Genomic DNA, 11,843 nt, shown 5'->3' with positions numbered 1-11,843 from the left:
TTTACCTCTTATTTTTGATAGTTAAATCGTCAATAATTAGTAATAGATAAAAATCGCAGACTGTTATTGGAGTCAAATTCCCATATTCCTGATGGCATAAGGCTTTCAGGCTTTTTCTCAATTCTTTCATGAATAATGCAGGTTAAGGAAACCTCGGAAACTGCTATTGCTATTACATTTTTAGTAGTTAATCTTTCCCAACTGCTCCGGCAGTTTTTATTGCCTCTTTTGTCGTTTTCTTGTATTAGTAATACAGATAGACTAAACAAACAGAATATGATAATTAAAACTTATTTTTATAATTATTTTACAGCAATTAAAGTTATCAATTCGGAGATAAATTATTGGCTTTTGGCCTCCTAATTTTTTGAACCACTTTTTCAGCAAACCCTAAGTAAATCCACTCTGCGCAATATTATGACGGTGTATTTTAGACTGTCAAGAGCAGTTTTCTATTTGATATTTTCCCGAGTCTAAATTCGTTACAATGGGATAATTATTGCCATATTGAAAGTAATTCTTGTGAATTTAGTTAAAATTATCTCAATTTAAAACCCACCCTAACTTTTTGTAAGTTAAGGTGGTTTCAGATAAAGAAAAGATTTTTGAAATTGAAGTTAAACCCCGTTTTTTAACTCCGCAAAGTAACAGCAAACTGTTTAACTAAAGCTTGGCGAATCTTATCGTGAACAGGTTCGACATCTTCATCGGTTAAAGTGCGATCGCCGGAACGATAAGCCAAACTAAAGGCTAAACTTCTTTGTCCTTCGGGAACATTTTGTCCTTGATAATCGTCGAATAATTCCACCCCTGCTAACAGTTTCCCTCCTGCTTTATTCATGGTTTTGGTTAAGTTGGCAACAGGAACATCAAGAGAGGCAAAAAAGGCTAAATCTCTTTCCACTGCAGGATAACTAGAATAAGCTTCAAAATGAGGGGTTAACAAGCTATCTCGGTTAAGAACTTTCGATAAACAACGAAAATCTAATTCAAAAGCATACACTTCATCCATCAAGTCTTTTTCTTGTCGCAGTTGGGGATGTATTTGCCCAAAAACACCTAATTTTTGCCCTTGTAACCATAAAGAGGCCGTTCTTCCTGGGTGCAACCTTTCGTCTTCTCTCTCTTGTTGATACTCTACCGATATCCCTAAGCGTTGAAAAACCCTTTCTAAAATACCTTTCGCTTCAAACCAAGTCATGGGGTTAGCTTTACCACTTCTGATCCAACGACCTTGAGGTAATAAGTCACCCCCCATAATACCGGCTAGATTGTCCCATTCGGCGATTTCGCCGTCAATCTTGCGGAAAATTCGTCCTATTTCAAAGCCATTTAACGCGCCGTTTCCTTGGGACTGGTTATAGGCAAAAGCGTCGATAATACCGTCTAAAAGATTGGTTCTGAGGGCGGAGTATTCGGCAAATAACGGGTTACTTAAGAATACTTCTGCTTTTTCGGGCTTAACTAAAGAATACTGCACTAATTCCGTTAAACCAACTCCCCGAAATACCTCTCTTACCTTGCGTTGGGTTTGATATTCAATGGAGAGTCCCCCTGCTTCGGTTTTATCCGGAAGTTGATCACAGAAGAGATCGTAACCATAGAGACGGGCCACTTCTTCGATCAGGTCAATTTCTCGTTCTAAGTCACGATAACGATAAGAAGGAATGGTTACAGACCAGACCTTATTTTCTCCTGAAACTGGGGTCAAAGTACAACCTAAGTCCCTTAAAATGCGTTCTACGTCTTCTGCCACAATATTAGTCTGTTGACCGTCTTTTTCCACTGGGCCTAAAACGTGATGGATGCGATCTAAACGTAACTCGATAGATTCTGCTGATCGATCCGGACGATGATCACTCATTTTTTGAGTCACAGGGGTTCCTCCTGCTAACTCGGTAATTAAAGCGATCGCCCTTCTACAAGCTAATTCTAACTCCGATTGATTAATTCCCCGTTCGTACCTTGCAGATGCTTCGCTGCGTAAACTTTGACTGCGAGAAGATCGACGAATGGTCACTTGTTCAAATAAAGCTGCTTCTAAAAGGATATTTTGTGTCTCGTCAGCAACTTCTGTTTCTTCCCCACCCATAACACCACCGAGGGCCACAGGAGTATCATTAGCAGTAATCAGTAAGTTAACTGGGTTTAACTTTCTTTCTTGGCCATCGAGGGTTTTCAGGGTTTCTGTTTCCTTAGCAAAGCGTACCCCAACGGTTAAGTTATCTTTGTTTCCTGCAACGGTTTCTAACTTCTGGAGATCAAAAGCATGAAGCGGTTGACCCCATTCTAATAACACTAAGTTAGTAATATCCACCACGTTATTAATGGGACGAACTCCAGCCGCTTCTAAACGTTGCTGTAACCAGTCAGGAGAAGGGGCAATTTTTACTCCTTCTATAATCGTCCCGATGTAGGTAGGACAAGCATTTCCGTCGCTGACTTCTACTGTCAAAGGATAAGTTTGTTGTTCTGGTAAAGGGGTTTGGGGAGGTTGGGGAAGGTTTAACTCTCCTCCCGTTAATGCTGCTACTTCCCTGGCCACACCGATCATACTCATAGCATCGGCGCGGTTAGCAGTAGGGGTTATATCTAAAATAACGTCATCTAATCCCAAAAAAGGACGTGCATCTGCCCCTAATTGGAGGTTATCTTCTTCAAAAATGTGGATTCCGGCTGATTCTTTTGCAAGTCCCACTTCTGCTAAGGAACAGATCATCCCTGCGGACTTCACTCCTCTGAGTTTAGCGGATTTAATTTTGAGGTCAATTTTCGGCAAATAAGTTCCCAATGTGGCGACAGGAACGTAAATATCTGCTTTAGCGTTGGGGGCCCCACAAACAATGGTTGAGGGGGTTTCTGCGCCAATATCCACTTGACAGACGCTTAATTTATCGGCGTTGGGGTGAGGTTGACGGTCGATAATTTTTCCGATCACAACCCCATCGGCCCATTGACGACGATCTTCCATATCATCTACTTCTAACCCTGCGATGGTCAAAAGATCGGCTAATGCTTCGGGGGTGAGGGTGACGTTAACGAGTTCCCGCAGCCAGTTAACGGAAATTTTCATAGTATTTTTGTATGTTGTGATCGGTGGCCAGATCCTAGTTTACCAAACAATCAAACTGTTTCTAATTTTCCCAAAACTTATTATTTAGTAATTCATCAATGTTATCTGAAAAGGGATAAATAACAGGAAAATCTGTATCGGGATAACTATCAATCATGTTCTCTAAATCAATTTGATAACTTTTTGACAAAATTTCTTTGATATAATTTTTTAGACTGGGGGAATCTTCTAACTCTAATTTTAACCTTTGACGAAAGTTTCTTATTTCTATTTCCCAACCCCGATAACAGTCAAACATGATTACATAACGACGTTTTAATAAATGTTCTAGTAAACGTATTAAATAACTTTTTACTGCTTTGCGTTGACTTTTCCCCAAAGATTCTACCTCTTCAATTAAATTATCTAGATCAATGTTTGAAAAATTACCAGACTTTAATTGTTTAACGGTTTCTTCTATCCATAAGTAAAAATCTTGATCATAAAGTTTTTTATCTGTTGTCAAAGCCATTATTTTTCTCTCTAATTTATCTAAAAGTTTAATAGTTAAATTAATTAAATTCTCGGTATTGTCTTTAGGCAATACTATACCACTGTCCCAAACTTCGCTAAACTAGGATGGGTGTCTAAATTTTGTCCTATCCCACCACTAATGGCCACAATGTCTAATACCCTAGAAACAGATTTACAAACCCTACAACAAGAGGCAGAACAGGAAATTACTGCCGTTGACAGTTTAGAAGCCTTAGAACAACTGAGAATTAACTATTTGGGTAAAAAAGGCAAACTTTCCCAAATCTTACGAGGGATGGGCAAATTAAGCGCAGAAGAACGTCCCCGTGTGGGTTCTTTGGCTAATGAAGTCAAGGAAGCTTTACAGAGTAATTTAGAACAGCAACGAAATACCCTGGAAACTGCTAAATTAAAGGCACAATTAGCGGCAGAAACCCTAGATGTGACTATGCCAGGGGTTGCCCGTACTTTGGGTCGTTTACACCCCCTTAACAGTACCATAGATCGGGTTTTAGATATTTTTGTCGGCTTGGGTTATCAAGTATCTACCGGTCCCCACGTAGAAACGGATTATTATAATTTTGAGGCGTTGAATATTCCCCCAGATCATCCAGCTAGGGATATGCAGGATACTTTCTTTTTGAGCGATAATATTTTGATGAGAACCCACACTTCTCCTGTACAAATACGCTACATGGAAACCCACGAACCTCCTATCCGTATTGTAGCCCCAGGAAGGGTTTATCGTCGGGATACGGTAGATGCTACCCACTCGGCAGTTTTCCATCAAGTAGAAATTTTAGCGGTAGATAAGGGGTTAACTTTTAGTGATCTTAAGGGAACTATTAAAGAGTTTTTAACTCAGATGTTCGGGGAGGAATTACCGGTTAAGTTTCGTGCTAGTTATTTCCCGTTCACGGAACCCTCTGCTGAAGTAGATGTACAGTGGAAAGGGAAATGGTTAGAGGTGATGGGTTGTGGTATGGTGGACCCGAATGTACTTAAAGCGGTGGGTTATGATCCTGAAGTTTATACAGGTTTTGCTGCTGGTTTAGGTATCGAAAGGTTTGCAATGGTATTACATCAAATTGATGATATTCGCCGTCTTTATAATAGCGATATGCGCTTTCTAACTCAGTTTTAATGTAACAGAATCGGTACAGGTCTTTGCCCTGTGCTACATTTTTTCTGTCACCCATTTCTGGGTGATTTCGTGACGATAACTAAACATATCTTGTAAACGAAAATCAACCCACCAACCAATTAAAATCTCTACGATTCTACCACCAGGAATTTCATATTTTATTTCGTCGGTTAATTCTGTTTGACCATTTTTTGGGGTAAATTTATGGCGATGTTCCCAAGATTGTAGAGGCCCAATTTCTTGAATATCCACAAATAAATAGGGTTTATTACATTCAGTATGACGGGCTAACCAACGAATAGGAATAAACCCTAACATTAACTGGAATTCTGTAATTGCACCTATGTCTAAACCCCCTTCCCTTTTCATAACTTTAACCGGTTGCCAAGGAGGGGTCAAAATGTCTAGGATGTCGGGGCGTTCGTGAAATTCCCAGACTTTTTCTACTGGGGCATCAATTAAGGTGGTTTTTTTAAAGGTTAGCATTTTTAGTTGGAGTTTAATAGTTAAAAACTAGAAGGTAATATAGTGCATTAATTCTGACACTATTATAGCATTTAATTGCAGTCTTTTTTGTAAATCAACTAAATTTTTATAGTTTCCTTTTTGTTGGCGATCGCTGATTATTTCTTGTATTATTTGTTCAGAAATATCAGGAATTATTGATAATTGTTCTCTAGTTGCTTGGTTAATATTTATTTTTTGGGGATTGAGTGAACTTTCGGGATCGTAATAGGAAAAAGTTAAAATATTAGCAAAGTTTTTAAGACGGGATAGGGGAATATTGGTCGCAGCGGACATATCTTCTATGGATAAAATTTCTACCCCTGTTCTAATTAATTCTACTAAATTTCTTGCTTGATGAATAGAGATGCCAGGTAATCTTAATAAGTCATCCACAGTTGCTTGAGTTACATCAATTTTTATTCCTAAATCTGCTGCGATCGCAATTTCCTCTAGGGACTGAAAACGATAATAGGGATCGTTGGCTATTTGTTGCTGTAGTTTTCTTTTCCGTGGGTTTAGTTTTTTTGACCAAGAAGAAAATACCATTTGAAAATATTTAGAGTTCAAAGATTAAAAAGCAATAATATAGCAGTTCTCATACTTTTGAGGTACAGAGTTTGTCGCTTTGAGGCAGGAGGCAGGAGGCAGGAGGCAAGAGGCAGAGGGTAGGAGTTAGGTGTACCTTATGAGTCCGAGAAACGCTATATATAGTTTATTCTACTGACAATATTTATCTTAAATTTACGATTATTTTTTTACTGCCCTAACAACTAATTGATTCTATCTAAAAGTTTACGACGTTTTTGTTCAAATTCATAATCAGAAACTAAACCTTCTTCCCGTAGTTTGTCTAATTCTCGTAACCCTTCAGAAACCGCATTCATTTGTAGGGGTTCTACTGGTTGAGGACATACCTTATGGGGGTCATTGGGGAATATACTATTAAATTGAGCATTGAATTGTTCTTCTCCCTGAACAAAATACCACACTGCATCGATAGCACAAGCAATACTCGGGATAGGGGTATTCCATAATAATAAATAAATAATTCCCCAAACTGGTTGGCCTGTATAAAATTTGTGTACACCTGCGATCGGCCAAGGTAAAATTGTACACACTAGAGCCAAAAGAATTGCTATTTTACGGTCTTTTGGACGACTTAATAGCCTTTCCAACTGTTGCATTGGGGTTAAGGGTAAGGGTAGATAAAACCAGTGTACTGTATAAGACTGTTTTGAGCAGGTTGAGTTCCTCAACGTTTCGGGTTAAATTAAGTGATTATACGGTAAACCGTAGTTTTCAATCCCTTTCAAGTCCTTTATAATGGTAAGGGAAAAATTTAAAATCGGCTGTTACTGGCACAATAAGGTATATCGTTATGGGATTTTTTGATTCAGAAGTGGTACAAGAGGAAGCTAAAAAGTTGTTTGAAGATTATCAGTCTTTAATACAATTAGGCGGTGAATATGGTAAGTTTGACCGCGAAGGGAAAAAGATGTTTATTGACCAAATGGAAGCACTCATGGAACGTTACAAAATATTCATGAAACGCTTTGAATTATCGGAAGATTTTATGGCACAAATGAGTGTTGAACAGTTAAAGACTCAGCTGGGACAATTTGGGATGACTCCTCAGCAGATGTTTGACCAAATGAATATGACACTACAAAGAATGAAGTCTGAAATTGAAAGTTAATCTGAGATTTTTACTCCGACAAAAGGACATCTTAAATAGAAATTGAGAAGGTTCTGAGCTTAATTAACAATTTTAGAAATATTGAGCAGTTAACTGGTATTTTTTATCAATTACTTCAGCTATATTATTACACTTTCCCATAGTGTAAACGACTTATGGGCTATTTTATTTAGGTAGTGATTAAAAGACTAATATCCTGATGATGATAGCTGTTTTTGTTCACTCCAATGGTAAAATAGGGGACAAATTATTACAATTAGGAAACGAATAATCTCATTTGGTTCCTTTGGAAAATAATTGAACATAGATTAAATCCTATAAGATTATGTATGATTTTGCTGTTCTTGGTGGAGGTATTGTCGGACTTTCTACGGCAATGATGTTGGGAAAAAAGTTTCCTAATGCTTCGTTAGTAGTGGTTGAAAAAGAGAGTAAAGTAGCTGTTCATCAAACTGGTCATAATAGTGGGGTAATACATTCAGGAATCTATTATAAACCTGGTAGCTTCAAAGCAAAGTTTACTCGCGCGGGAAGTCAATCTATGGTTGAGTTTTGCCAAAAACATGATCTTCCCCATGAGGTGTGTGGTAAGGTAATTGTTGCTACGAAAAAGAAAGAGTTACCCTTATTAGATAATCTCTATAAACGGGGTTTAGAAAATGGTTTAAAGGTAAAAAAAATATCCCCCGAAGAAGTGAAAGAAAAAGAACCTTATGTGAGTTGTTTAGCAGGAATTTACGTCCCAACTTCTGGCATCGCTGACTATAAAAAAGTGTGCCAAAAGTATGCAGAGATTATTCAGCAACAAGGGGGAGAAATTAAGCTTAATACTAAAGTTTTGAAAATTAGTAACAGTAATAATTGTAAATTTGTAGAAACCAATCAAGGGGAAATTCAAGCTAAATTTATTATAAATTGTGGAGGTTTGTATAGCGATCGCCTAGCACAATTGGATAAGGTGAACCCCCAAGCTAAAATCGTCCCCTTTCGCGGTGAATACTATCAGTTAACGCCTGAAAAAAGTTATTTAGTCAAAAGTCTCATTTATCCTGTTCCTAACCCTGAATTCCCATTTTTAGGGGTGCATTTTACCAAAATGATTGACGGTAGTGTTCACGCAGGACCCAATGCGGTGTTGAGTTTGAGACGAGAAGGGTATAAAAAAACCGATTTTGATATCAAAGAATTGGCTGAAGTTATTACATATCCAGGGTTTTGGAGACTGGCCGCTAAACACGCAGACGAAGGTATCAAAGAGATAATTCGCTCTTTCAGTAAGGCTGCATTTGTTAGTAGTTTACAGCAATTAATTCCAGAAGTAACAGAAAATGATATCGTTCCTTGTGAAGCAGGGGTTAGGGCGCAAGCTTTAAAGATGGATGGTAAGCTAGTAGAGGACTTCTTGATTATCCAAGATGAAAAAGCTTTGCACGTCTGCAATGCCCCCTCTCCGGCGGCCACTGCGTCCTTAGAAATTGGTAAATATATAGTAGGGAAAATTCCTCAAACTGTAGGGGTTTAGAACTTTTAAAGTTGTTAACCTTTTATTTTGATAGTTTTTTCAAGCTGATTATTGCTTACCTTAACCTCAGTTAGTTTATAAAATAGTTTATAATTTCAATACAGAAAGTAGTATTAATAGTTAAAAACTGTAGAACAAGTATAAGAAGAAAGTAGAAAAAAGTAGAACTTTGTAGAAGAGAATTGTTCACTCGAAAAACTGTCATATTTGTAGCTCAATTCTCTTGTTATTACCCTTAAACTCGAAACAGTTGAACATAAACATCGTCATCATAATCAATTATTGAGGGAAAATAACCATCATGAAAAAACAGTCATTCAATCAAATGAAAACCTTAATCAAAGGAACAGGATATGGTCTGGGATTGATAGTTCTTTTCTCTGCTTCATCGGTCAATGCTAACCCCATATTCGACTTTCTCAGAGATTACAGTAATTCTCAAACTTCTAACCCTCAAGATTATGATTATAATGTAGCGCAACAGTCCCCCGACGACATCATTATTGATACCAACCCCCAAACCACACCCCCACCACCTCCAGTAAACACCAGTTCCAGCGATACTCGTTTCGACTGTCAATATCATGAAGGTCGCTATAAAGTCATGTATCGTCCTCAATCTCAGTCTATGCAGCCCTATCCTTGGGCTATTCCCAGTAATATGGGAGATGGTTGGACAGCAGAACGTCGTTGTAGAGAAATCAGTCGTCGGTTAGAGATGTATCGACCAGATGGCCTCCTAGAATTAAGAACCAGTCAAGAGAATAGCTATGATACGATATGTGTCACCACAGAAATGGATTCCCGTTGTCGCATCGTTTTAACGGTTCCCCCCGGAAAAAATCCCGAAATTACTCGCGATCAAATCTTTCAAACCCTAGTGGCAGCAGAAGATGGACAATACACCCAGGGAGTCAATGCTTTCACTGGTGGCAGTATAAGTAACCCCCTCAACCAACTCCTCAACGGAACTATTCCACAGCTAAGTCAACCCCGTTCTAATGGTATCAACTTACGTCCTTTCTTGGATACCGCAGACGGAGGAACAGGGGAAAAATTAGAAACCACCCCCACTAACTCCAATCAACGTCCGTCTGACTCGCGTACTTTGAATCCCAACCTTTTTCGATAAGATTTAATAGTCTTCGAGGTAAAGTCAACTATCTTGAGGACTATGATCGAGTTATAATAAATAATTGATTCTGGACTCAAAACACGAGTCCTTATCAGTCTTTACCTATTTTAACGATCATGACTTCAGACTCCGCTTCCCCCAAGGATTCTCAGATCTCCTTTTCTATGGACGACTTTACCAAAGCCCTTGATGACTACGATTATAAATGCGAGAAAGGTCAAGTGGTTCGGGGGAAAGTGATACAGCATAGTGATGATGGGGCGTACATAGATATTGGTGGTAAATCTGCCGGATTTGTTCCCATCGGTGAAGTTGATTTACAGTCTCGTCCCGATCTCTCCGAAATGTTACCTATTAATGAAGAAAGGGAATTTCTCGTTATCAGCGAACAAAACGCCGATGGACAAGTGAGATTGTCTCGTCGTCAACTACAACTGAAAGAAGCTTGGGAAAATGTAGAAGAAATCGCTGAAATGGGTAATTCTGTGCAGATGAGGGTGACAAGAACCAACAAAGGGGGTGTGGTTGGTGAAGTGGAAGGATTACAAGGGTTTATTCCCCGATCGCATCTCATGGAAAAAGAGGATTTAAACGGGTTAGTAGGACAATTATTAACCGCTACTTTCCTGGAAGTTAATCAATCTGCTAATAAATTAGTTCTCTCCCAACGTCGGGCGATCGCAGCCGCCAGAATGGATAAACTTTCTGCCGGTCAATTAGTTGATGGAAAAGTGGCTAGAATTCAACCTTATGGTATTTTTGTCGATTTTGAAGGAGTTTCCGGTCTATTACATATTACTCAGGTAAGTGGTTCCCGTGTGGATGACTTGAACCATTTATTTACATACAATCAAGACATTAAGGTGATGATTTTGAGTATTGATGAGTATAAAAATCGCATTGCTTTATCAACGAAAATTTTAGAAAATTATCCAGGAGAAATTGTCGAAAAGTTCGATGAGGTGATGAAAACTGCTGATGCAAGAGTGGAACAAGCTAAAGAAAAAATGGAAAAAGAAGAGGAAAGTTAGGGCTTTTTTCTAATGATTAATTCTTGTAACGCACTAATTTTGCCCAACTGCGACACAACAAAGTCCCTTGGTGAGAAATTAGGTGAAAATTTACCTAAAGGGTCTGTTTTGTTGCTTAGAGGGGACTTGGGGGCGGGGAAAACTACCTTAGTACAAGGGATAGGAGAGGGTTTAGGTATCGCTGATGCTATTGTCAGTCCCACATTTACCCTGATCAACGAGTACCATCAAGGTCGTTTACCCCTGTATCATTTAGACTTGTATCGTCTCGAACCCGAAGCAGTGACAAGATTATATTTAGAACAATATTGGGAAGAAGAGACAATATCGGGTATTACAGCTATTGAATGGCCGGAAAAACTGCCATTGCTTCCTTTAAATTATTTAGAAATTCAATTATCTTATAGAGAGAAAACTGGTCGCAAGGCTATTTTGCAACCTGTTGGTGATTTTTGTTTTAATTTAAGTCAGATTGTTCAGTCCTTTGTTTAAACTTTCCTTTAAATATGTTTCCTCAGAAAAATAAGTTAAAAGTTAAAGCTTTTTATATCACAATAATATCTACAGTTTTTTTTATTTTAGCAGATTGTGTTTACGCTCAACCTTCGGAAGTTACTTCAGAAAACTCTCTTGATTTACCGCCAGAAGTTATTAATAATAGTTCCGTTTTACAACGATGGATGAAAGAGGTTCCCGATGTTTTAGATGACATCAATAATGACCCTAGTTTTCGTACTAGAATAGGTATTGGATACGCCGAGTTTCCCTCCACGGAACACGACGGAGGACTAAATATTTCTGTAGATGATATCTTTATCGGTAGAACAGGTTTAACTATTAGTGCAGACTACGAAACATCTTTTGGAAAAAGGGATGCAGGTGGGGTTAATTTACAGTATTATTTATTACCTTTGGGCTATTATGCTAATGTTGCACCGGTAGTAGGTTATCGTTCTATTAGTACCCGAAATTACTCAGAAGACGGGGTTAATATTGGTGGAAAAGTTATCTTTCCCTTGTCTCGTTCTGGGGCTGCTGATTTGTCTTTTTCTCATACTTTTATTTCTCCTGGAGAAGATGATGAAGTTGGGGTTAGTAATGTTTCTTTTGGTTATGCTATTACTCCCGAAATTCGCCTAGCAACGGAAATCGAAAAACAAAACTCACGGGTGAAAAAAGATAGTCAGTTTAGTATTATTTTGCAATGGATGCCTTAGATCTT

12 protein-coding genes and 1 pseudogene are annotated in these 11,843 nt (G+C 38.3%); 8 read left to right on the top strand and 5 right to left on the bottom strand.

The window, feature by feature from the left end; all coding sequences use genetic code 11:
• Window positions 1-138: 138 nt before the first annotated feature.
• Window positions 139-363, top strand: a pseudogene (locus P9B04_RS16625) (IS5/IS1182 family transposase); the annotation flags it as partial.
• A gap of 268 nt (window positions 364-631) precedes the next feature.
• Here P9B04_RS16625 and pheT read toward each other — a convergent pair.
• Window positions 632-3,073, bottom strand: coding sequence for a phenylalanine--tRNA ligase subunit beta (gene pheT / locus P9B04_RS16620; RefSeq protein WP_342056099.1), 2,442 nt, complete (start codon window positions 3,071-3,073; stop codon window positions 632-634).
• A 61-nt stretch (window positions 3,074-3,134) separates the two neighbouring features.
• Window positions 3,135-3,584, bottom strand: coding sequence for a DUF29 domain-containing protein (locus tag P9B04_RS16615; protein ID WP_287140354.1), 450 nt, complete (start codon window positions 3,582-3,584; stop codon window positions 3,135-3,137).
• Window positions 3,585-3,725: 141 nt separating this feature from the next.
• Here P9B04_RS16615 and pheS point away from each other — a divergent pair, with 141 nt between their 5' ends.
• A complete protein-coding gene (pheS, locus tag P9B04_RS16610) occupies window positions 3,726-4,730 on the top strand; it encodes a phenylalanine--tRNA ligase subunit alpha (protein ID WP_342056101.1) in 1,005 nt (334 codons plus the stop codon).
• A 33-nt stretch (window positions 4,731-4,763) separates the two neighbouring features.
• Here the strand turns inward: pheS and P9B04_RS16605 are convergent, their stop codons facing one another.
• The 3 genes from P9B04_RS16605 to P9B04_RS16595 all read right to left on the bottom strand — a co-directional run bounded on the left by P9B04_RS16605 (window position 4,764) and on the right by P9B04_RS16595 (window position 6,421).
• Complete coding sequence (locus P9B04_RS16605; protein ID WP_342056098.1) at window positions 4,764-5,216, bottom strand: SRPBCC family protein; 453 nt, start codon at window positions 5,214-5,216, stop codon at window positions 4,764-4,766.
• Window positions 5,217-5,243: 27 nt separating this feature from the next.
• A complete protein-coding gene (locus tag P9B04_RS16600; protein ID WP_342056097.1) occupies window positions 5,244-5,783 on the bottom strand; it encodes a helix-hairpin-helix domain-containing protein in 540 nt (179 codons plus the stop codon).
• A 224-nt stretch (window positions 5,784-6,007) separates the two neighbouring features.
• Window positions 6,008-6,421, bottom strand: coding sequence for an NINE protein (locus tag P9B04_RS16595; RefSeq protein WP_342056096.1), 414 nt, complete (start codon window positions 6,419-6,421; stop codon window positions 6,008-6,010).
• 194 nt (window positions 6,422-6,615) lie between these two features.
• On the opposite strand from P9B04_RS16595, the gene P9B04_RS16590 reads away from it, so the two are divergent.
• The 6 genes from P9B04_RS16590 to P9B04_RS16565 all read left to right on the top strand — a co-directional run bounded on the left by P9B04_RS16590 (window position 6,616) and on the right by P9B04_RS16565 (window position 11,838).
• Window positions 6,616-6,933: a DUF1825 family protein gene (locus P9B04_RS16590; RefSeq protein WP_342056095.1), complete on the top strand. Its 318-nt coding sequence runs from the start codon at window positions 6,616-6,618 to the stop codon at window positions 6,931-6,933.
• A 325-nt stretch (window positions 6,934-7,258) separates the two neighbouring features.
• Window positions 7,259-8,455 (top strand): L-2-hydroxyglutarate oxidase, encoded by a 1,197-nt coding sequence (gene lhgO, locus P9B04_RS16585; RefSeq protein ID WP_342056094.1) that lies wholly within the window; start codon window positions 7,259-7,261, stop codon window positions 8,453-8,455.
• 301 nt (window positions 8,456-8,756) lie between these two features.
• Window positions 8,757-9,587 carry a COP23 domain-containing protein gene (locus tag P9B04_RS16580; protein WP_342056093.1) on the top strand — a complete coding sequence of 277 codons (831 nt, stop codon included), beginning with the start codon at window positions 8,757-8,759 and terminating at the stop codon, window positions 9,585-9,587.
• A gap of 119 nt (window positions 9,588-9,706) precedes the next feature.
• Window positions 9,707-10,621 carry a S1 RNA-binding domain-containing protein gene (locus P9B04_RS16575; protein ID WP_342056092.1) on the top strand — a complete coding sequence of 305 codons (915 nt, stop codon included), beginning with the start codon at window positions 9,707-9,709 and terminating at the stop codon, window positions 10,619-10,621.
• 12 nt (window positions 10,622-10,633) lie between these two features.
• Entirely contained in the window at window positions 10,634-11,113 is a 480-nt protein-coding gene (tsaE, locus tag P9B04_RS16570; protein WP_342056091.1) for a tRNA (adenosine(37)-N6)-threonylcarbamoyltransferase complex ATPase subunit type 1 TsaE, read from the top strand.
• 14 nt (window positions 11,114-11,127) lie between these two features.
• Window positions 11,128-11,838 carry a hypothetical protein gene (locus P9B04_RS16565; protein ID WP_342056090.1) on the top strand — a complete coding sequence of 237 codons (711 nt, stop codon included), beginning with the start codon at window positions 11,128-11,130 and terminating at the stop codon, window positions 11,836-11,838.
• Window positions 11,839-11,843: the final 5 nt, after the last annotated feature.

Origin of the sequence: Crocosphaera sp. Alani8, assembly GCF_038442745.1 — a bacterium.
GTDB lineage: Bacteria > Cyanobacteriota > Cyanobacteriia > Cyanobacteriales > Microcystaceae > Crocosphaera.
The sequence above is the reverse complement of the archived record's forward strand: the minus strand, read 5'-3'. Positions and strand labels throughout refer to the sequence as shown.

Coding starts and splice junctions, on each gene's coding strand:
- pheT (WP_342056099.1), bottom strand. CDS start 3,073: ATGAAAATTTCCGTTAACTGGCTGCGGGAACTCGTTAACGTCACCCTC.
- P9B04_RS16615 (WP_287140354.1), bottom strand. CDS start 3,584: ATGGCTTTGACAACAGATAAAAAACTTTATGATCAAGATTTTTACTTA.
- pheS (WP_342056101.1), top strand. CDS start 3,726: ATGGCCACAATGTCTAATACCCTAGAAACAGATTTACAAACCCTACAA.
- P9B04_RS16605 (WP_342056098.1), bottom strand. CDS start 5,216: ATGCTAACCTTTAAAAAAACCACCTTAATTGATGCCCCAGTAGAAAAA.
- P9B04_RS16600 (WP_342056097.1), bottom strand. CDS start 5,783: ATGGTATTTTCTTCTTGGTCAAAAAAACTAAACCCACGGAAAAGAAAA.
- P9B04_RS16595 (WP_342056096.1), bottom strand. CDS start 6,421: ATGCAACAGTTGGAAAGGCTATTAAGTCGTCCAAAAGACCGTAAAATA.
- P9B04_RS16590 (WP_342056095.1), top strand. CDS start 6,616: ATGGGATTTTTTGATTCAGAAGTGGTACAAGAGGAAGCTAAAAAGTTG.
- lhgO (WP_342056094.1), top strand. CDS start 7,259: ATGTATGATTTTGCTGTTCTTGGTGGAGGTATTGTCGGACTTTCTACG.
- P9B04_RS16580 (WP_342056093.1), top strand. CDS start 8,757: ATGAAAAAACAGTCATTCAATCAAATGAAAACCTTAATCAAAGGAACA.
- P9B04_RS16575 (WP_342056092.1), top strand. CDS start 9,707: ATGACTTCAGACTCCGCTTCCCCCAAGGATTCTCAGATCTCCTTTTCT.
- tsaE (WP_342056091.1), top strand. CDS start 10,634: ATGATTAATTCTTGTAACGCACTAATTTTGCCCAACTGCGACACAACA.
- P9B04_RS16565 (WP_342056090.1), top strand. CDS start 11,128: ATGTTTCCTCAGAAAAATAAGTTAAAAGTTAAAGCTTTTTATATCACA.